This is a genomic window from Halorubrum sp. T3, assembly GCF_000296615.1.
GTDB classification, from domain to species: Archaea; Halobacteriota; Halobacteria; order Halobacteriales; family Haloferacaceae; genus Halorubrum; species Halorubrum ruber.
In genome coordinates this window covers 49,977-69,235 of record NZ_JH815330.1, presented here as the reverse complement: position 1 = coordinate 69,235, position 19,259 = coordinate 49,977, and the positions used below count along the sequence as shown (strand labels likewise).

At 69.6% G+C, this 19,259-nt stretch carries 22 protein-coding genes; 13 read left to right on the top strand and 9 right to left on the bottom strand.

Annotated elements, in window-relative coordinates:
• The first annotated feature begins 103 nt into the window (after window positions 1–103).
• Window positions 104–1,708 (top strand): phosphoglycerate dehydrogenase, encoded by a 1,605-nt coding sequence (serA, locus tag B378_RS0109425; RefSeq protein ID WP_017343551.1) that lies wholly within the window; start codon window positions 104–106, stop codon window positions 1,706–1,708.
• 65 nt (window positions 1,709–1,773) lie between these two features.
• Here serA and B378_RS0109420 read toward each other — a convergent pair whose 3' ends face one another.
• The gene (locus B378_RS0109420) at window positions 1,774–3,540 is read right to left on the bottom strand and encodes a histidine kinase N-terminal 7TM domain-containing protein (protein WP_017343550.1); all 1,767 of its coding nucleotides are present in this window, start codon (window positions 3,538–3,540) and stop codon (window positions 1,774–1,776) included.
• A gap of 176 nt (window positions 3,541–3,716) precedes the next feature.
• Between B378_RS0109420 and B378_RS0109415 the strand changes: the two genes are divergently transcribed.
• Together B378_RS0109415 and B378_RS0109410 are read left to right on the top strand one after the other, a co-directional pair.
• Window positions 3,717–4,523 carry an N-acyl homoserine lactonase family protein gene (locus tag B378_RS0109415; protein ID WP_017343549.1) on the top strand — a complete coding sequence of 269 codons (807 nt, stop codon included), beginning with the start codon at window positions 3,717–3,719 and terminating at the stop codon, window positions 4,521–4,523.
• Window positions 4,520–5,833: a hydroxyacid-oxoacid transhydrogenase gene (locus B378_RS0109410; RefSeq protein WP_017343548.1), complete on the top strand. Its 1,314-nt coding sequence runs from the start codon at window positions 4,520–4,522 to the stop codon at window positions 5,831–5,833. Before B378_RS0109415 ends, B378_RS0109410 begins: the two co-directional genes overlap by 4 nt.
• A gap of 84 nt (window positions 5,834–5,917) precedes the next feature.
• Here B378_RS0109410 and thrC read toward each other — a convergent pair whose 3' ends face one another.
• The 4 genes from thrC to B378_RS0109390 all read right to left on the bottom strand — a co-directional run bounded on the left by thrC (window position 5,918) and on the right by B378_RS0109390 (window position 8,644).
• On the bottom strand, window positions 5,918–7,201 hold the full coding sequence (thrC, locus tag B378_RS0109405) for a threonine synthase (protein WP_017343547.1): 1,284 nt from the start codon (window positions 7,199–7,201) through the stop codon (window positions 5,918–5,920).
• Between the two features lie 107 nt (window positions 7,202–7,308).
• Entirely contained in the window at window positions 7,309–7,524 is a 216-nt protein-coding gene (locus B378_RS0109400) for a hypothetical protein (protein WP_004599263.1), read from the bottom strand.
• A gap of 74 nt (window positions 7,525–7,598) precedes the next feature.
• A complete protein-coding gene (upp, locus tag B378_RS0109395) occupies window positions 7,599–8,276 on the bottom strand; it encodes a uracil phosphoribosyltransferase (protein ID WP_017343546.1) in 678 nt (225 codons plus the stop codon).
• Between the two features lie 122 nt (window positions 8,277–8,398).
• On the bottom strand, window positions 8,399–8,644 hold the full coding sequence (locus B378_RS0109390; protein ID WP_017343545.1) for a hypothetical protein: 246 nt from the start codon (window positions 8,642–8,644) through the stop codon (window positions 8,399–8,401).
• Between the two features lie 58 nt (window positions 8,645–8,702).
• On the opposite strand from B378_RS0109390, the gene B378_RS0109385 reads away from it, so the two are divergent.
• Together B378_RS0109385 and B378_RS0109380 are read left to right on the top strand one after the other, a co-directional pair.
• Window positions 8,703–9,029: a hypothetical protein gene (locus B378_RS0109385; protein WP_017343544.1), complete on the top strand. Its 327-nt coding sequence runs from the start codon at window positions 8,703–8,705 to the stop codon at window positions 9,027–9,029.
• Between the two features lie 149 nt (window positions 9,030–9,178).
• A complete protein-coding gene (locus B378_RS0109380; protein WP_017343543.1) occupies window positions 9,179–9,418 on the top strand; it encodes a hypothetical protein in 240 nt (79 codons plus the stop codon).
• Between the two features lie 24 nt (window positions 9,419–9,442).
• Here B378_RS0109380 and B378_RS0109375 read toward each other — a convergent pair whose 3' ends face one another.
• The gene (locus tag B378_RS0109375; protein ID WP_017343542.1) at window positions 9,443–10,810 is read right to left on the bottom strand and encodes a GTP-binding protein; all 1,368 of its coding nucleotides are present in this window, start codon (window positions 10,808–10,810) and stop codon (window positions 9,443–9,445) included.
• A 146-nt stretch (window positions 10,811–10,956) separates the two neighbouring features.
• On the opposite strand from B378_RS0109375, the gene B378_RS0109370 reads away from it, so the two are divergent.
• The 3 genes from B378_RS0109370 to B378_RS0109360 all read left to right on the top strand — a co-directional run bounded on the left by B378_RS0109370 (window position 10,957) and on the right by B378_RS0109360 (window position 12,554).
• Window positions 10,957–11,163, top strand: coding sequence for a hypothetical protein (locus B378_RS0109370; protein WP_017343541.1), 207 nt, complete (start codon window positions 10,957–10,959; stop codon window positions 11,161–11,163).
• Between the two features lie 97 nt (window positions 11,164–11,260).
• Window positions 11,261–11,557, top strand: a complete 297-nt coding sequence (locus B378_RS0109365) for a hypothetical protein (RefSeq protein ID WP_017343540.1) — start codon at window positions 11,261–11,263, stop codon at window positions 11,555–11,557.
• A 28-nt stretch (window positions 11,558–11,585) separates the two neighbouring features.
• The gene (locus tag B378_RS0109360) at window positions 11,586–12,554 is read left to right on the top strand and encodes a TRC40/GET3/ArsA family transport-energizing ATPase (RefSeq protein ID WP_017343539.1); all 969 of its coding nucleotides are present in this window, start codon (window positions 11,586–11,588) and stop codon (window positions 12,552–12,554) included.
• Here B378_RS0109360 and B378_RS0109355 read toward each other — a convergent pair.
• On the bottom strand, window positions 12,537–13,847 hold the full coding sequence (locus tag B378_RS0109355) for an RNA-guided endonuclease TnpB family protein (RefSeq protein WP_017343538.1): 1,311 nt from the start codon (window positions 13,845–13,847) through the stop codon (window positions 12,537–12,539). The genes B378_RS0109360 and B378_RS0109355 overlap by 18 nt on opposite strands.
• A gap of 398 nt (window positions 13,848–14,245) precedes the next feature.
• Here B378_RS0109355 and B378_RS0109350 point away from each other — a divergent pair, with 398 nt between their 5' ends.
• Window positions 14,246–16,102, top strand: coding sequence for a carbon starvation protein A (locus B378_RS0109350; RefSeq protein WP_026046240.1), 1,857 nt, complete (start codon window positions 14,246–14,248; stop codon window positions 16,100–16,102).
• A gap of 58 nt (window positions 16,103–16,160) precedes the next feature.
• On the opposite strand, the gene B378_RS0109345 is transcribed toward B378_RS0109350, so the two are convergent.
• Both B378_RS0109345 and B378_RS0109340 read right to left on the bottom strand, forming a co-directional pair.
• Window positions 16,161–16,850, bottom strand: a complete 690-nt coding sequence (locus tag B378_RS0109345) for a hypothetical protein (protein ID WP_017343536.1) — start codon at window positions 16,848–16,850, stop codon at window positions 16,161–16,163.
• Window positions 16,843–17,223, bottom strand: coding sequence for a cupin domain-containing protein (locus tag B378_RS0109340; protein WP_017343535.1), 381 nt, complete (start codon window positions 17,221–17,223; stop codon window positions 16,843–16,845). The genes B378_RS0109345 and B378_RS0109340 overlap by 8 nt, the downstream gene beginning before the upstream one ends.
• A gap of 171 nt (window positions 17,224–17,394) precedes the next feature.
• Here B378_RS0109340 and B378_RS0109335 point away from each other — a divergent pair, with 171 nt between their 5' ends.
• From B378_RS0109335 to B378_RS0109320, 4 genes are all read left to right on the top strand, one after another.
• Window positions 17,395–17,655, top strand: coding sequence for a hypothetical protein (locus tag B378_RS0109335; RefSeq protein ID WP_017343534.1), 261 nt, complete (start codon window positions 17,395–17,397; stop codon window positions 17,653–17,655).
• Between the two features lie 127 nt (window positions 17,656–17,782).
• A complete protein-coding gene (locus B378_RS0109330) occupies window positions 17,783–18,469 on the top strand; it encodes a DUF5828 family protein (protein ID WP_017343533.1) in 687 nt (228 codons plus the stop codon).
• 113 nt (window positions 18,470–18,582) lie between these two features.
• The gene (locus tag B378_RS0109325) at window positions 18,583–18,822 is read left to right on the top strand and encodes a hypothetical protein (protein WP_017343532.1); all 240 of its coding nucleotides are present in this window, start codon (window positions 18,583–18,585) and stop codon (window positions 18,820–18,822) included.
• Between the two features lie 55 nt (window positions 18,823–18,877).
• A complete protein-coding gene (locus B378_RS0109320; RefSeq protein ID WP_017343531.1) occupies window positions 18,878–19,252 on the top strand; it encodes a helix-turn-helix domain-containing protein in 375 nt (124 codons plus the stop codon).
• The last annotated feature ends 7 nt before the right edge of the window (window positions 19,253–19,259 follow it).

Here is a 19,259-nt window from a genome sequence, read left to right as displayed (position 1 = left end):
CACCGGAAACGGAGGGGTCGATACCCACGAGCGCGGATCCGTCCGGGCGGCAAAACGGCGCGATTCGGAAAGCGTTAACCCCGCGCCGCGGGTGCATTTCGACATGAAGGTACTCGTGACCGACCCCATCGCGGACGCGGGGTTGGACCGACTCAGAGACGCCGGCCACGAGGTCGTCACCGACTACGAGAGCGAGGGGGACGACCTGCTCGACGCCGTCGCCGACGCGAACGCGCTGATCGTGCGGTCTGGGACCGACGTGAACGAGGCCGTCTTCGAGGCCGCGAGCGACCTCGTCATCGTCGGCCGCGCCGGCATCGGCGTCGACAACATCGACATCGAGGCCGCCACCGACCACGGCGTCATCGTCGCGAACGCCCCCGAGGGGAACGTCCGCGCCGCCGCCGAGCACACCGTCGCGATGACGTTCGCCGTCGCGCGCTCGATCCCGCAAGCCCACGGGCGCCTCGTCGGCGGCGAGTGGGCGAAAGGCGAGTTCCTCGGCACCGAGGTGAACAACAAGACGCTCACCATCGTCGGCCTCGGCCGCGTCGGCCAGGAGGTCGCCAAGCGCCTCGACTCGCTCGGGATGGACCTCGTCGTCTACGACCCGTACATCTCCGAGGAGCGCGCCGACCGGATGGGCGCCGAGCTCGTCGAGGACCTCCACGACGCGCTCGCGGCCGGCGACTTCGCGACGATCCACACCCCGCTCCTCCCCGAGACCGAGGGGATGATCGGGGAGGCCGAGCTGGCCCAGTTAGAGGGCGGCTACCTGATCAACTGCGCCCGCGGCGGCATCGTCGACGAGGACGCGCTCGCCGAGGCGGTCGACGACGGCGTCCTCGCGGGCGCCGCGCTCGACTCCTTCGCCGAGGAGCCGCTGCCCCAGGACTCGCCGCTGCTCGACGTCGAGGAGATCGTCGTGACCCCCCACCTCGGCGCCTCGACGGAGGCCGCCCAGGAGAACGTCGCGGTCGACACCGCGGAGGCCGTCCTCGCGGCGTTCGACGACGAGCCCGTCCTGACCGCGCTCAACGCGCCCTCCGTCGACGAGAGCGCATTCCCGCGGATCGAACCGTACATCAACGTGGCCGAGACCGCCGGGAAGGTCGCCGCCCAGCTGCTCGACGGCCGGATCACCGAGGTCGAGGCCACCTACGAGGGCGACATCGCCGCCGAGGACGTCGACCTCGTCACCGCGAGCGCGCTGAAGGGCGTCTTCGAGCCCTTAGAGTGGCAGGTGAACGCGGTGAACGCGCCGCGGCTCGCCGAGGAGCGCGGCATCGAGGTGACCGAGTCGAAGACGCGCCAGACCGACGACTTCCAGAGCCTCGTCCGCGTCACCGTGCGCAACGGCGACGACGAGATCGCGGTCGAGGGGACGCTGTTCGCGGGCGAGGACGCCCGCATCGTCCGGATCGACGGGTTCCGCGTCGACGCGGTTCCGTACGGCCACATGCTCGTCGCGCGCAACACCGACGAGCCGGGCGTCATCGGCCTCATCGGCACCGTTCTCGGCGACCACGACGTGAACATCGCCGGGATGTTCAACGGCCGCGAGACGCAGGGCGGGGAGGCGCTCACCGTCTACAACCTCGACTCGGCCGTCCCGGACGCCGCGATCGAGGAGCTGCTCGCGGACGACCGCGTGGTGGAGATCACCGAGATCACGCTGGACGGCGCCGACGGACGCGCGGACGAGTAGCGCGCGCCTAATCGAATAGAGCGCGCCGACGAGGAGGGCGACCCCGCGCCGCCGAACCGACCGGACTACTCCTTCGCCGCGAGCGGCTCCGAGGGCGTGACGAGCGCGTCCGGGTCCGCGACGACGGGCGACGCGACCTCCGCGATCGGTCGGTCGCCGAAGCCGACGACGAACGCCGCGCCGTCGCCGACGTCCGTCGTCCCCCCGTCGGGGAGCGCGTCCGTCTCCCCGCGACCCCGCCCGGCCGCGACGGTCCAGCCGTGCGACGCGGCGAGCGTCGCGACGCTCGCGAGACCGATCCCGGTGCCGTCGGCGGCGGTCGTGTAGCCACGCTCGAACGCGCGGTCGCGATCGGTCCGCGGAATCCCGGGCCCGTCGTCGACGACCGCGAAGCCACCGTCGAGCGCGACGGCGGTCACGGTCGGGTCGGGACCGGCGTGGACCGCCGCGTTCCGGAAGAGGTTCTCTAAGACGCTGCGCACCGCGGCCCTGTCCGCGACGTACGACTCGGCGCCCGCGACCGTCAGCGTCGCGCCCGCCGTCTCCGCGGTCCGCCACGCCTCCTCGGCCAGCGTCGGGAACCGGAACGACTCGGCGTCGGCGTCGGGGTCCGGGTGGTCGACGGCCGCGAGCGTCTCGTCGACGATCTCGAAGATCCGGTTGTGGGCGCCCTCGACGCGCTCGATCGCCGCCTCGTCGCCCGCGGTCGCGAGGTCCGTGAACCCGTCCGCGACCGCCAGCGGGTTCTTGATGTCGTGCGCCAGCGCGTGCGTCAGCGTCTGGAGTCGGTCGTTCGCCACCTCGAGGTCCCGCCGGTTGCGCTCCGAGTCGGTCACGTCTCGCAACAGCAACACCGTCCCCTGCGAGCGGCTGCCGAGCGTCGGGAGGGAGACGGCCGAAAGGGAGACGAACCGGGGCTCCCCGCCGACCTCGACGCGGAGGGGCTCGTCGGGGGCCTCGCCGCGTCGGTACGCGGCGTGGACCTCGGGGGCGCTGGCTAGCGCGTCCGCAGCCGCGGCGCCGACCGCGACGTCGTCGCCGAGCCACGCGCGGGCGGCGGGGTTCGTGTCCGCGATCCGGCCGCTCCGGTCGACGACGACGATCGGGTCCGGGACCGCCTCCAGCGTCACCTGCCGGGCGACCGGCGTCACGCCGAGCGTCCGCCCGCGTCGGACCGCGACCGTGAACGCGACGCCCGTGAGCACGAACAGGAGCTCGGGCCGGAACGCGGGCCCGCCCCCGAGGACGACGAACTGCGCGGCCCACGGCGCGCCGGCGCCGACGAGCAGCAGTCCCGCGGACGCGCGGAACGCGGGCGCCGAGTCGTACACGCCGTACGCGAGCGTCGCGAACGTCGCGACGAGCAGGAGCTGCGAGTAGAGCCAGCCGGCCCACCACGCCGGACCGAACTCGCGGGCGAGCACCGTCCCGGAGCCGAACGCGACGAGGTCGGTGCCGGTCCGGACCAGCCCGTGGTACTCGTTCGTCCAGCTCAGCAGCGTCAGCGCGGCGAGCGGAGCGATCAGCACGAGCAGCCGGCGCCGGGAGATCCACGCGTCGTAGCCGAGGTACGACGCGACGAACGCGACCGCCGCGACCGGGACGACGGCGGTCGCGGGGTACTGGACGTTGAGCCAGAACACCTTGCCGGCCTCCGTCGCCGCGACCGCCTCGCCGAACAGCCCGGCGGACCACCAGAAGATCGCACCCATGAACGCGACCGCGGCAAGTCCGCCCGGCTCGTCGCGGTACTCGAACGTGGCTACGGTGGCGCCGGCGGCCACGGCCGCGGCGAGCGCGGCGAGCGGCGCCGTCAGCGAGACGTCTATCAACTCGTTTGTTGTTCAATACGCCACTATATAATACAAACCGTCGGCGTATCGCGCCTGAATATCGGCGGCGCGGCCCGCGCGAGACGCGTCGAACCCGGGCGACCGCCGGGGTCGAGGGTCGGCGACTCCCGTCCGAGAGGTATATTTATGAACTATCATTAAGAATGCGGATCCGTATGGTGGAAGCTGAGGTCCACGTCATCGACCGCGGCGGATTGTACTGCGATATGAATTACATGATGGAGGCGAACACCATCGGGAGCCACGACGAGCCGAATCCCGACACCGAGTACGGGGAGATCCCGGTGTGGAACCTCGTCATCGACCACCCGGAGGCGACGATCCTCTGGGACACCGGATCGCACCACGACGCCGCCGACGGTCACTGGCCGGAGGGGCTCGTCCAGGCGTTCTACCCGCACGACGCGAGCGAGCACCGCCTCGACGACGATCTTGAGGCGGCGGGCTACTCGCTCGACGACATCGACGCGGTGTTCCAGAGCCACCTCCACCTCGACCACGCGGGCGGCTTGGAGTTCTTCGCGGGCACCGACACGCCCGTCTACGTCCACGAGGAGGAGCTGAAGTTCGCCTACTACAGCGCGAAGACGGACGAGGGGAGCAGCGCGTACGTCCTCGACGACTTCGACCACGACCTGAACTGGCGGGTGCTCCACCGCGACCGCGAGGAGCATTTCACCGACCTGGAGTTCGTCCGCTTCCCCGGCCACACGCCCGGACTCACCGGGAGCGTGATCCACCTCGACTCCGAGGGCACCGTCGTGTTCACCGGCGATCAGGTGTACATGGACGAGAACTACGAGGCGGGGACGCCGCTCGGCGGGCCCCTCGTGTGGGGGAAGACGGAGTGGGCCGAGAGCCTGAACCGGATCCGCGAGCTGGAGCGGCGCCACGACGCCGAGGTCGTGTTCGGCCACGATCCCGAGCAGTTCGCGGCGATCCAGCCGGGGTGGGGAGTGTGAGCTACGAGCGCTCCGTCTCCGCCGAGCCGCACGAGCTCTCGCCCGAGACGGTCTGGGAGGTCCAGATGCCGGCGGTCCGCGTCGGCGCGGGCGCGGCCGACGAGCTCGGGTACCAGCTCGGTCAGCTCGGGCTCGACGGCGACGAGCGCGGGCTGATCGTCACCGACTCGGACCTCGTCTCGCTGGGCCACGTCGACCGCGTCGCGGACGAGCTGGCCGCCGACGGCCTCGACGTCGACGTGTACGACGGCGTCGAGCGCGAGCCCAGCATCGAGGCGGTCCGGGAGTGTATCGCGTTCGTCCGCGAGGAGATGGGCGACGACGGGTACGACTTCTACCTCGGGCTGGGCGGCGGGAGCTGCATGGACACCGCGAAGGCGACCCGCGCCGTCATCGCGAACGGCGGCGACGTGCTCGACTACGTGGCCGCGCCGACCGGCGCGGGCGAGGACCTCACCGAGTCCGGCCCGCCGCTGATCCTGCTGCCGACGACGGCGGGGACCGGCTCCGAGATCTCCCCCGTCGCGATCCTCTCGGTGCCCGAGAAGGACATCAAGGAGGGGATCTCCAGCCCGCACGTCCGCGCCGACGCCGCGGTGCTCGACCCGACGCTCACCACCACGCTGCCGCCGGACCTCACGGCGAAGACCGCGATGGACGCGCTCGGCCACGCGATCGAGGGGTACACCACCCACCGCTACGACGACCTGCTCCGCCCGGAGGACCCGGCCGACCGCCCGGTGTACGCCGGCCGGACCGGCTTCACGGAGATGTTCAGCGAGAAGGCGATCGACCTGCTCTCCTCGAACGTGCGCCGCGTCGTCAACAACGGCGACGACGTCGAGGCGCGCGGCGCGATGCTGAAGGGCGCGCTGTTCGGCGCGATCGCCGGGCTCACCGCCGGCGCGAGCCTCGCGCACGCGATGGCGTACCCCGTCGGCAACAACTACCACACGTACCACGGGGAGACGATCGCCGCGCTCACGCCCGCGAGCACCCTCGGCTACAACGTCGCCAGCGACCCGCCGCGGTTCGCGAAGGTAGCGGAGATACTCGGCGCCGACACCTCGGGAATGAGCACCCGCGAGGCCGCCGACGAGGCCCGGGAGGAGTTCGTGCGGCTCCAGCGCGACCTCAACGTGCTCCCGAGCGGACTCAACGAGCTCGCCGGGATCACCGACGACGACATCGGCGTACTCGCCGAGAGCACCGTCGAGAGCCAGCAGCGACTCCTCCGGTGTAACCCGCGGCCCGTGACGAAGGAGGACGCCGAGGCGGTGTTCCGGGACGCGCTACACAACTGGGAGTAAAGGCTCTGAGAGTGGGAGACGCTCCGCGTTAGTAAGTGGCGACCGGGACGAACGGCTCGATGTCGTCGGCGTTCCGGTCGGCGGTTATCCTCTGATATGGTCGAGGACCGCGTCGGCGTCGTTCGGGACGGGCTCCGGGTCGCCGCCGGCCTCGTAGGCCGCGTCGGGGTCCTTGAGGAGGTGACCGGTCGTCAGGCAGACGACCCGCTCGTCGTCGTCGACGACGCCGGAGCGCCGGAGCTTCTTGAGGCCCGCGAGGCTCGCCGCGGAGGCGGGCTCGACGCCGACGCCCTCGCTGGCGAGGTGGCGCTGCGCGGCCGTTATCTCGTCGTCGCTCACGGCGACGGCGGTGCCGTTCGTGTTGCGGATGCCGGGGATCGCCTTCGGGGCGTTGACCGGGTTGCCGATGCGGATCGCGGTCGCGCGCGTCTCGACCTCCTCCCAGCGACGGACCTCGTCGTTCCCCTCCTCGATTGCCTCGACCATCGGCGCGGCCCCCTCGGCCTGGACCCCGGTGAGCTTGGGGACCTCGTCGACGTCGAGTGCCCCCGACTGGACGAGCTCGCGGAATCCCTTATAAAGCGCCGAGGTGTTGCCGGCGTTGCCGACGGGGAGGACGATCCGGTCCGGGAAGGCGCCGTAGTCGGCGTAGAACTCCTCGAGTATCTCGAAGCCGATCGTCTTCTGTCCCTCCAGGCGGAACGGGTTCAGCGAGTTGAGCAGGTACGCCTCGCCGCGGGCGGCTAACTCCTGAACGATGTCGAGGCAGGCGTCGAAGTTGCCGTCGACCTCTAAGATGCGGGCGCCGTGGAGGCTCGCCTGCGCGACCTTGCCGGCGGCGACCTTCCCGGCCGGGAGGAGGACGAGCGTCTGCATGTCGCCGCGGCCACCGTAGGCGGCGAGCGCGGCCGAGGTATTGCCGGTGGAGGCGCACGCGAGCGCGTCGACGCCGAGTTCCTTCGCGACGCGGACGCCGACGGTCATCCCGCGGTCCTTGAACGAGCCGGTGGGGTTCATCCCCTCGTGTTTGATCCGGAGCGCGTCGACGCCCACCGCCTCCTCGATGCGCGGGACGCGGTGGAGCGGGGTGTCTCCCTCGGGGAGGGTGACGCCCAGGTCGAAGGGGAGCGCCTCGCGGTAGCGCCAGACGCCGCGCTCGGGGCCGTCGGAGGGCGCGCCCGCGCCGAACTCGTCGAACGTCGGCGGGTCGGCGTACCGGACTTCGAGCAGGCCGTCGCAGTCGTCGCAGGTGTACCGGACGTCCTCGAAGGGAGCGAACGTCTCGTCGCACTCGATGCAGGCGAGCCACGTCCCGTCGGCGGCGCAGTCGGGCGCCGCCGGGGCCGGGGCGTCGATGGCGAGATCCATTACGTCGAGGTCCGTTCCGCCGCGGCTTAAGACGGGCGGTCGGAACGGACGTTGCCGGCCGGAACGAAGGTGTTCGGTCGTCGCCGGGCAAGCCGAGTCCGTCCCCTTCAGTCGACGATGATCTCGGAGGTGTCGTCGCCCTCGTCGCCGCCGGAGCCGAGGCGGTCCTGATAGCGCTGGATCCAGTCGGCGAAGCAGTCGGGGCAGAGCCGCTGGGTGTCGATGTTCGCCCGGTCGACGCTCAGCCGGACGGTCCGCGAGAGCGCGTCCGTCGTCGGCTCGCCGCAGGCGTCGCAGGGCTCGGTCGTCGGCGCGTCGCTCATGTCGTACCGGTCGCGGCGCCGGCTCTTAAAAGTACGTCGACGGCTGCGGGGCGCCTCGGGGGGGACGCGACCGCTCAGACGGTCCGGAACGCCCGATCGCCGGCGTCGCCGAGGCCGGGGACGATGAACCCGTCGTCGTCGAGGCGGTCGTCGATGGCGACCGTCAGCAGGTCCGCCTCGGGGACGGCCTCGCTCACGCGGACGAGGCCGGCGGGCGCCGAGACCGCCGAGAGCACGAAGAGGTCCTCGAACTCGTCGGCCTCGTCGAGGACGTGGTCGAGGACGGCGACCATCGTCGACCCCGTCGCGAGCATCGGATCCGCGACGATGACGGTGTCTTCCGGCCGGATCTCGGGGAGCTTCACGTAGTCGATGGTGATCGGGAACTCGCCGTCCGCGGTCATCCCGGCCTCCTCGTCGCGGCCGGCGGAGATGACTCCCTGCTTCGCGCGGGGGAACGCCTTCAACAGCCCCTCGACGAACGGGGTCGCGGCGCGGAGGACGTTGATGATCACCACGTCGTCGAGCCCCTTCACGCGCTCGCCGGTCGTCTCCGCGAGGGGGGTCTCGACGGGGACGTACTCCGTCTCCATCGCGCCGTCGATGATCTCGTAGCCGCAGATGCGGCCGAGCTTCACGAGCCCCTTCCGGAACGCGACCTGCTCGGTCTCGACGTCGCGCAGCCGCGAGAGAGTGTCCGTCGCCAGCGCGTGGGTGATGAGGTACGCGTCGTCGCGGTCTTCGATCGTCATTGTCCGGAATCGCGCCCGGAACGGCCTTAAAACGTGGCGAATTGAGCGTTCGCCGGGCGGCGCGAAGCGGCGTAGGCGGCAGCGGCGGGCGGGAGACGGGCGCGCCAGCGGCGCGCCGACCGCTACCGAAGCACGGCCACGTACGTCACGCCGAAGAGGATCAGCGCCAGCGTCGCGACGTTGACCGCGGTGAGCGCCGCCACGCCGAGGAAGTCGAGCCCCCAGACGACCACCCAGGCGAACCACGTCGAGAGCACGGCGTTCATCGCGAGCAGCACCTTCGGGTCGCCCGAGGAGCGCTCGACCCCCTCGCGGATCCCCGGCCCGTCGTCGTCCGTCCCCTCGTCGGCGCTCTTCTCGGCGCTCATACGCCGACTGGCGGGTGTGCGCCACTTAGCTCTTGTCCGTCCGGGACGTACGAGGGCCATGGTCGAAGCGCCCCGTCCCCGCAACCGCCGCGGCGATCCGATCGACCCGGTCCCGTTCCTCGTGACGACGGGGCTCGCGTTCACGGTCGTCTTCTCGTTCGGGCCGATCTACGGGCTCGCGTACGGGCTCTCGCTGCGCTCCGCGCTGGCGCTGTCGGGGGCGGCGTTCGCCGGCGCGACGGCGCTCGCGTACCGGCAGTTGGTCCGAAGCGCGCCCGCGCTCGACGCCGGTCCCCTCCCGCCGGGTCCGCGCGTCGAGCGGCTGTTCTACGGGGCGGTCGGGCTGGGCGTCGTGCTGGTCGCGCTCACGCTCCCGCTGCTGTGACGGGAGAGGGAAGACCGGAACGCGGCGGCGAGAGCGGAACGCGGCGGCGAGAGCGGAACGCGGCGATGTCCCGTGAGCCGACGAATCGGCTGTGCGAATCTATCGCACGACACCCGGAGACTAAGTCGATCGGTGCGGATCGTTATCGTATGGGACTCATCAGCACGGTGACCGACGCGCTCGCGGGCTCGACGGAGACGGCTCCCGGAGTGGCCGGCGACGACGGCTCGGAGGGTTCGTACTGGTGCGACGACTGCGGCGTGCGGGTCCGCGACGTCGACGTCGACGACGAGGGGCTCGACCGCGACGACGAGGGGGTTCCGGCGTGTCCGGACTGCGGCGACGCGATGCGCTTCGAGCGCGCGAGCGGCCACGGCTGCGCCTGCTGAGCGCGAACGTCTCGAATAAACGAGTCATGGCTCGCGGAGCACCGTCGACTCGCCCTGCTCGGCCGGGAACGGGGCGGGGTCGACGTCGGCCGGGTCGTCGCCGACGCCCGGGTCGCCGAGCGCCGCGAGCTCGTCGTCCGTCAGGAGCGCGTCGTCGAGCCGGTCGACGAGCGCGGCCTCGTCGACCCCGGTGCCGATGACGACGAACTCGGTCCGCCGGTCGCCGTGGTCGTCGTCCCACTCCAAGTCCGGGCGGTTCGAGCGCAGCATGTCGCGCTCGACCGACGGGAGGCTCGCGATCCACGGGCCGAGCGCCTCGACGCGGACCGACCGCCCGGCCTGCCCGACCTGCTGGCGCTGGTCGGTGCCGGCCACCCACAGCGTCCCCTTCGAGCGGACCACGTCGTCGGGGAGGTCCCGGAGGAGGGCGGCGATCTGGTCCGGGTGGAACGGCCGACGGCGTCGGTAGGTGAAGGAGGTGACGCCGTACACCTCGTCGGGGTGACGATGGTCGTGGTCGTGAGTGTGGTCGCCGTCACCATCGTGCCCGTCGTGGTCCCGGGCGCCGTCGCCGTCGTGCCCGTCGTGGGCGTGGTCGCCCGAATTGGCGTCGGTCAGCGCGCGCTTCCAGCCGGGGAGGTCGCCGAGCTCGCCCGCGTCGAACAGCCCGACGTCGAGGATCCGGTCCGGGTCGACCGCGGAGAACTCCGCGACGACCGTCTCCGCGTCGGGCTGGAGCGCGCCCACGAGGTCGATCGCCTCGTCCATCTCCGCGTCGGTACAGAGGTCCGCCTTGTTACAGACGACGAGGTTCGACACCTCGACCTGCTCGACGAGGAGGTCCGAGAGTGGGCGGTCGGCATCGCCGTCGCCCGCGCCGTCGTTCCCGCGGCCGTCGCCCGCGGCGTCGTTTCCGCGGCCGGCGACGGCCGCGCCGTCCGGATCGACGCGCCGCTCCGGCGTCTCGTCGCCGGCGAACGCGTCGAGGAACTGGCGCGTGTCGATCACGGTCACCAGCGCGTCGACGCGGTACCGCGCTGCCGCGCGCGATTCGGTCGTGAACAGCCGCGCGACCGGCGCGGGCTCGGAGATGCCCGAGGACTCGACGACCAGGGCGTCGAAGGAGCGCTCGTTCGCGAGCCGCACCACGGCGCTTTCGAGGTCGTCTTGCAGCTCACAGCAGATACAGCCGTTCGACAGCTCGGTGACGCCCTCGACGTCGACCTCGGACTCCTCGGCTATCAGGTCCGCGTCGACGTTCACGTCGCCCATGTCGTTGACGAGGACCGCGACGTCGCGGTCGCCGGCGTTCCGGAGCAGGTGGTTCAGAAGGGTCGTCTTGCCCGCGCCGAGTCCCCCCGAGAGCACGGTCACCGGGATGCGGTCGTCCATACGGTCGGATCGGCCACGACGCTCTTGAACCCCCGGGCGGCGAGCGGGAGCGGACGGGCGGCGAGCGGGAACGACCGGGCGCCGGGGCCCGCCACGGGCCGATCCGAGCCGATACGTTGATAGGCTGGGGTCGTCGAACTCGCGGTATGGTTCTGTCCGCCTCCGCCGTGTCGCTCGTCAGCGTCGCGGTGACCGTGCTGATGGTCGCCGCGATGCTGTATCTCGTCTGGGGAGCGCTCGGCGACGACATCCACACGCCGAGCCCCGGCAACGAGGACCGACCGGAACTGGACGACGACGACGCCGAGTCCGACGAGGCGTCGAGCGAGCTCACGGACGGGAACACCGCCTGACGACTCGCGCTCCGCGGGCGAATCCGTGCCGCGGACCGTGGCTGTGCCGCCCCGGACCGCGACAGGTTTTAACGCGGGTGGAGTGTCATGAGAGATAATGACAGTAGCCGACCGGATCGAGACGTTTCGGGCCACGCTGGAGGAGTGGCTCCGGGGCCTGTACCACGGGATGATCACGCATCCGGCCTACGAGAAGATCGAGAAGGAGGCCGAGGACGCCGAAGACGAGTTCATGCTGGCGTGTTTCCCGGACGCGTTCGGGATCCCGTCGCCGGTGTCGTACTACACCGCCGAGCTGCTCCCGTACCTCGAAGACGAGTTCGAGGCGTGGGAGCGGCGGCTGTGGGACCGCGAGACGCTGATCGAGCGGAAGGGCCAGCAGTACCACTTCTGATGACGGGACGACACCTACCCCGCGACTGATGGAGCAGTTCGTCTTCTTCGGCGGCAAGGGCGGCGTCGGAAAGACCACCGTCTCGTGCGCGTACGCCCACCGCTGCGCCCGCGACGGGGTGCGAACGCTCGTCGTCTCCACCGACCCGGCACACTCCGTGTCGGACGTGTTCGACCAGCAGTTCGGCGACGAGCCGGAATCGGTCGCGGGCGTCGAGGGGCTGGACGCGATGGAGATCGACCCCGAAGACGAGATGCAGCGGCATCTCGACGAGATCCGCGAGGCGCTCTCGGAGCAGGTGTCGGCCGCGATGGTCTCGGAGATCAACCGCCAGCTGGAGATGTCCCACGGGACGCCCGGCGCGTACGAGTCGGCGCTGTTCGACGCGTTCGTCGACGTGATGCGCACGGAGAGCGAGCCGTACGACCGCGTCGTCTTCGACACCGCGCCCACGGGCTCGACGCTGCGGCTGCTCGGGCTCCCCGAGTTCCTCGGCGACTGGATCGACCGGCTGCTGTACAAGCGCAAGCAGTCGATCGACCTGTTCGAGAAGGCCGCGATCGGCGACATGGAGCCGCGGCGCCTGCTGGAGGGCGATCCCGTGATCGAGCGGCTCCAGCGGCGCAAGGAGTTCTTCGAGTACGCCGGCGAGACGATGCGGAACGAGGCCGCCTTCTTCCTCGTGTTCAACCCCGACCAGCTCTCGGTCAACGAGACGGCGCGGGCGATCGAGGGATTCACCGAGCGCGACCTGCGAGTCCGCGGGCTGGTGGCGAACAAGCTCACGCCGTCGCCCGACGAGGACGAGGAGGGACGCGGCGCGCGCTACCTCCGCGAGAAGGTCGAGACAGAGCGCGAGCGACTCGCGCAGGTCCGCGAGGGGTTCGACCCGCCGCTCGTCGCCGAGATCGAGTCGCGCACGACGGAAGTCCGCGGGGACGTGCTCGCCGACGTCGCGGCCTCCCTCGACGTGGAACCGTCAGTGACCCACGACTGAAGTCGTGGGCTTGTCAGTGGACTCCCCTTCTGTCGTCGAATCGACGCTGGCGGTGAATCCGCCCTTCAGGTTCAGCGTCCCTGACTTTAGCGCACACTGACAGGGTGCGCCTCCATCCGAAGACGTCTGCCCCGAATGGAGTCGTTTCAACAGTTTCCGAGCGATGTTCTTGCTCGCGTTGTAGTCCGCGTTCAGCTCGTAGTCGCACTTCTGACACGCGAACTGGTGTTTCGACCCCCGATTTCTCTCGTGTGTGAAGCCGCACCTCGAACACCGCTGAGACGTATATGCGGGACTCACCTGCTCGACTTCAATCTCGAGCATCTCCGCTTTGTACTCGACGTACTCGTATAAGCGTCGGAACGCCCACGCGTGGAATCGCTTCGCACCAGCCATCCGGTCGCGGATGTCTGTCAGATCCTCGAACGCGATGTGCGTACACCCGTGGTTGCGAGCTTCGTCGAGAATCTGGTTCGAGGCGCGGTGGAGTTCGTCCTGTATCCAGCGGTGTTCTCGGTCGTCCATCGACTGGATCGACAGGTGCGCCGACCGCGTACCCGTCTGTTGCATCGACCCGCGCGTCTTCTCGAACTCGCGGCGTCGATGATTCATCTCGTCGGCGTTCCCGATGAACGCACCCGTCGACGTCACGGCGAGCGAGCCGTCCACGTTCAGATCGACGCCAAGGACTGTTCTGTGCTCGGCGTCAGAAGAAGCAGCCGTGGGCTGTTTGTTCTCGTCCTGCTCGTCCGTGGTGCGGCGCATTCGCGCGTGGAGGTAGAACGCCTCGCTCGAGCGGTCGTACTGGAGCGTGGACATCCGGAACTCGTAGTCCTCGTTCAGTAGGTACTCGCCGATCGGTGTCTCCTCAGGATCGTCAGGAATCACGTACTCACACTCGACACGCCCGTTCACCGTCGAAAGGGAGACGTGGTCGCGGTGGAACGTCGCGGAACGCTTGTCGTAGACGACGCTCCACGCGTCGAACTGCGGCTGACTAGTGGTTTCGCCCTTTTTGAGTCGGGCAACACCGCTTTTTGTGGCCTCGATAGCGCGTCGAATCCCCTTCTGAACGAGGTTCGCAGTCAGCTCCGTTTCATTGCGAAGTCGGTCGTAAAGCGCGGTTTCGGCTTGTTGTTTTGAGGTGACGCAGTGCTCGTCCGGGTGTCGCCACGCCCATGCTGCGGTCGTGTTCGCACAGTGGAGGAACTGCTCTTTCGTCTGATGGAGGTCGTCGCACCGCCCCTCGGGCACGTCAAGTTTGACTTTGACGGTGCGAATCACATCCTCCATCTGTATTTCACATGTTAATCTATTTATTCATAAAGTCTGCGGCTGGTAGTGGGGAGTCAAGTTGCTATCGCTCGTGGTATGTTGCGGGGAGTCGGATTCCTCCCACGGCTGAAGCCGTGGGCTTCCTCCTCGTTCCTCTGTGACGCGCGGAACGCGGGCGGCGAGCCGGCCTCGCTCTCTCGCGGCGGAGCGGTTCCACCGGACCGAACCGGGAGACTCAAAGCGCGCGCGAGGTCGATCGGAGCGCCGATAGCACGAATTTTACCGGTGAGTCAGAGAAAAGAACCGGATTTCGGCGACGGCCCCGACGCGACCGGCAGATATTGACGTTAACCATCATGAACGAAGGTAACGTTTAAGTTGAACATAGTGAACCGATATCACGAGGGAGGGAACCTATGACAAGTGTAATCTGGATCGTAGTTGCCGTGCTGGGCACCTTTACCGTGGGCTACATGGGGTACTCGCGGTACCTCTCGCAGTTCGTCGACCTCGACGACGAGCGGGAGACGCCGGCACACAAGTACGAAGACGGACAGGAGTACGTACCGTCGAAGAAGCCGGTACTACTGGGGCATCACTTCTCGAGCATCGCGGGCGGCGCACCGATCGTCGGCCCGATCACCGCAGGGGCGATCTGGGGATGGGTCCCCGCGCTGCTGTGGGTCGCCATCGGGAATCCGCTGATGGGCGCGGTCCACGACTTCATCTCGCTGTCGAGCTCGATCCGGCACGAAGGGCGCTCGATCGGGTACATCGTCGGGCAGTACGTCGGTGAACGCGGCAAGAACCTGCTGCTGTGGTTCGCGTTCCTCACGATCATCCTCGTCGTCGCCGTGTTCGCGCTGGTCGTCGGGATCGTGTTGAACGCGTTCCCGTCGGCGGCGACCGCGAGCTTCGTGTACATCGGGCTCGCGGTCGTGTTCGGCGTGTACCTCTACCAGCTCGACGGGCCGTTCATTCCCGGGACCGTCGTGTTCGTCGCCGGCGTGTTCGCCGGCGTGTGGGTCGGCATCCAGTACCCGTTCGCGTTCTTCCAGCTGGCGGGCGACGCCTCCCACGCCGCGGGCACGTTCGTCCTCTTCGAGGGGAGCACGGGTTCGTGGGTTCCCGGCGCGGGCGCGCTCGGCGGCAACACGGCCGCGTGGGTGCCCGTCATCCTGATATACGCGGTGATCGCCAGCGCGCTCCCGGTCTGGACGCTGCTCCAGCCGCGCGACTACCTGTCGTCGTTCCTGCTGTACGCGGGCGTCGGCGGCGCGCTGGTGGCGATCATCGTCGGCACGGTGCTCGGAACGTCCTCGCAGCCGCTCGTCGTCGACAGCAGCATCCAGCCGTTCCAGGGGTTCATGGGGGTCGACAGCCGTGCGCCGTATCCGCTGTTCCCCATGCTGTTCGTGACGATCGCCTGCGGGACGATCAGCGGCTTCCACTCGCTCGTCTCCTCAGGGACGACGGCCAAGCAGCTGAACAAGGAGAGCGACGCCCGGCTCATCGGCTACGGCGGCATGCTCGGTGAGGGGTTACTCGCCGCGACGGCGCTGTCCGCGCTCGCCATCGCCGGGTTCGCGTCCGACGCCGCGGCCGGCGGCATCGGCGGCGCGCTGCCGAACTTCGCGACCGGCGGCGGGATCATCCTCACGAGCCTGAACATCCCCACCGCGTACGGCGCTCCCTTCATGGCGCTGGTGCTCGTGAGCTTCCTGCTCACCTCCACGGACACGGCCGCGCGGCTCGGCCGCTACATGATGGAGGAGATCGTCGGGACGAAGGGGACCCAGAGCGAGACCGGCTTCGCGGGCGGCATCGGTTCGTTCGCCCGCGGTCGGTACACGAATCCTGTCATTCAGGGGCTCATCGCGTACGCGCTGGTCATCTCCGGCGAGTGGGCGACCCTGTGGGCGCTGTTCGGGAGCGCGAATCAGCTGCTCGCCGCGCTCGCGCTGCTCACCGGAACCGTCTGGCTCGCCAACTGGGACGAGACGAAACAGCTCGTCAGCACGGGCGTGCCGATGGCGATCATGGTCGTGATCACCGTGATCGCCCTGGCGTTCCTGGCGGGGTATCAGTGGTTCTTCGTCAACCTCGTTCAGGGCGGCGTCACCGGCATCGGCGGCCAGATATCGATGGTCGTCCGCATCGTCCTCGCGGCCGTCCTCGTCTACCTCGCGCTGTCGCTCGTGCGCATCGGCTACAGCAACATCACGAGCGTCCGCGGCGGCGACCGGCCCGCGGCGGAGCCGAGCGACGACTGACGCCGCCGACCGACCCCGCCCCCTGCCCTCTACGGTTTTTTCGGCGCCGCTTCGACCGCTACCGCCAGAACCGCTTCGCCAGCCGCGAGAAGAACCCCTCGTCCGGCTCCGCGACCGCCTCCCACAGGCGGAACGCGCCGGCGACGTCAGCGACCTCGCTCGCGACCAGCTCCTCCTCGTCGGGCGCGACGACGATCAGGTTCACCTCGTAGTGGCCGTAGTAGCCGAACTTCAGCAGCGTTCGGTCGCGGAACCCGTCGACGAAGTCGGCGACGTCGTCAGGGATCCGGTCCGCGACGAGCGCGACGGTGACGTCCGTCCCGTAGTGTTCCTCGTCGGCCTCGACGCGGTCGTCAGCCACCGCGTGGGCGAACTCCACGAGCCGTTCGAGCTCGGCGACCGACGGGGTCGAGACGCGCCGAGCGAACAGGAACTCCATCATGTCGTGGTCCGCGTAGCTCAGCGCCGGGTGGAGGAACTGCTTCTGGTTGCGCACCCGCATCTCGGCCGTCATGTCGAAGCGCTCGCCGTCGACGACGACATCACGGTCGAGGTCGTAGCTGTACAGCAGCCGGTCGGAGACCCGGTCGAGGTACTCGTCGTCGTAGTCGGGGACGGCCTCGCGGATCTCGGCCGGCAGCTCCTCGGGGTCGCGGCGGCCGTCGCCTCCCGCTGGGGCGGTCCCGTCGCTGCCCGTCGCGTCGCCGCCCGTCGCGTCGCCGCCCTCCGGCCCGGCCCGCTCACTCATCGTCCGGGTCGTAGGCGACCGCGTCGCCGTCGGCCGGCGGCGCGCCGATCGCGAGCACGGTGACGGGGGCGTCGGCGTCGGCCGGGTTGTACGCGCGCTGCGGGCTCTCGGGGTCGACGACGAACAGGTCGTCCGCGGGAATCTCGTAGGTCTCCTCGGGCGTCTCCACCGAGAGCGTCCCGTCGAGCACGTAGAACGCCTCCTGTTGCGTCTCGTGGTAGTGGTACGCGAGCGGGAGCTGCTCGCCCGGCTCGGCCCTGAATCGGTTGATCGCCGCGGCGTCGAGGCCGCCCGGCTCGGAGAGCTTCCGGCACTCGCACGGTCGGTCCGGCTCCGGGTCGACCGAGTCGACGTCGACGACGCGATATCCCATGCCAACGCATTCCACGGAGCGAGTAAAAAGGGCGTCGGGAGCGGGATGCCGGCGGCGACCCGGGCGTCGACGCGGTGCCGCAGCCGACGAGATCGAGCGTCCGAAACGGGCGGGAGCGGGAGCTAGGCGCGGTTTTAAGAAGACGCACGGCGTAACGTGTCGTGAGAGACCATGGCAGACGAACGAGACCGGTCCGACGGGGACGACGGCGCGGTTGAGGTCGAGGCCTGCGGCCGCTGCTCGATGTCGACCGTCGTCGGCGCGGTGTCGAGCGATCAGTCCTCCGAAGAGCGGGCCGAGCGCGACCCGTTCTCGGGCGAGCGGATCGAGGTCGACGAGTCGTCGGTCCGGCGCGTCTCGCCGGCCGGGTACTTCGGCGACCTCAAAGCGCGGATCGACGCGTTCGCGCGCCGGATCGCGTACGGAGAGTAGGCATCGGCCGGAAGTCGGCGTCAACTGCAAGCCGGCGTCGGCCACGGGTCAGACCGCGAGCCGCGCTCGGCGAGTCACGTCAGTTCGGGGAGACTTATACGCGTCCGTGCCGTAGCGAGGGCAACCGATGGAAGAGAGCATCTCCGGGTTCAAGGTGCGCGGCGACTGGGGAGACGTCGTCGAACACGGCGAGCGGATCGCCTTGGCGCTCCGGGAGGTCGGCGTCGACGGCGACGCCTACTACGAGTTCGACGAGTGGCGTCCCAAGACCCACGAGCGCATCGACGAGGACGTCTCGGAGAAGACCGCGGCGCAGGCGTCCGTCGACGAGGGGAAAGGCGAGCGCGCGGGGCAGTCGCCCGGCGACGACCTCCAGACGGCCGGCGAGAAGCTCACGGAGTCCTACGAGAAGGTCGAGGAGAACGACACGGAGAGCGCCCGCGAGAGCTGGGGGGAGTCGATCGAGCACGTCGCCCGCGCGGCCGACTCCGCCAGCCGGAAGGCGCTCCGGAAGGTGGAAGACGCCGTCTACCGCAACGTGATGACCCAGATGGCGCCGTACTACTTCGACAACGAGCTCGTCAGCGCCAATATCCAGGAGGTCGCCCGCGCCGAGGACGGCGAGACGTTCGTCTTCGAGGTGAACGTCAACGACGACGAGCTGAAAACGGAGGTCTCCGAGGTCCTCGGCGAGTACGAGTCCGAGATCGACCGCTGGCACGTCGAGACCGAGAAGCGGACCGACGACATCGCGGCGGCCGAGGGCGTCGAGCCGCCCGCCGAGGAGGGCGGCCCGGACTCGACGACGACGTGAGATCGGGAGCGATCCCGCCGACCACGCCGGCGCATCGCCCGCGTCGACGGGACGGCCGCCGCGGGCCGAGCGACATCGGTCGCCTTTAACTCGCCGACCGTCGTATCACACCCATGAGCGAGGTACTCCGAGTCGAGGCGGGCGAGCTGTCCGTCGACGAACTCATCGACGCGCTCAACGACGGCCGGCGGATCCTCGTCGACGTCGAGGTCGCCGGCGCTAACCACGAGGTCGCCCTCCGCTACGACGGGGAGACGTACCACTGCGACACGCCGACGAACCTCCATCGGCACGCGGACGAGTCGGGGATGCGGGGCTGTATCGACCAGATGGGGTACGCGGCGGACGAATGACCGCGTCGAGCCGCCGTGACGGGTATTTAACAGCACCGCGCGCGGATCGACCGACATGAGCGATCCCGAAATCGAGGACCTCGTCGGCGACGCCTCCCCCTCCTTCGAGCACGTCCTCTCCTGCGTCTTCGGCGTGCGCGACCACGAGAGCCGGGCGTACCTCGAACTGCTCGATTACCCGGGCAGCACCGTCTCGGAGCTGGCCGACGCGCTCGACCGCGACCGGTCGAACGTGAACCGGTCGCTGTCGACCCTGCGGGAGAAGGGGCTCGTCGAGCGCCGGCGGCGGCTGCTCGACTCCGGCGGCTACGTCTACCAGTACACCGCGATCCCGGTCCCGGAGGCCAAGCGTCGGCTCCACGACGCGCTCGACGAGTGGGTCGCGGACGTCCACGACGCGATCGACGGGTTCGACCCGGACGAGCGCTGACCCTCGG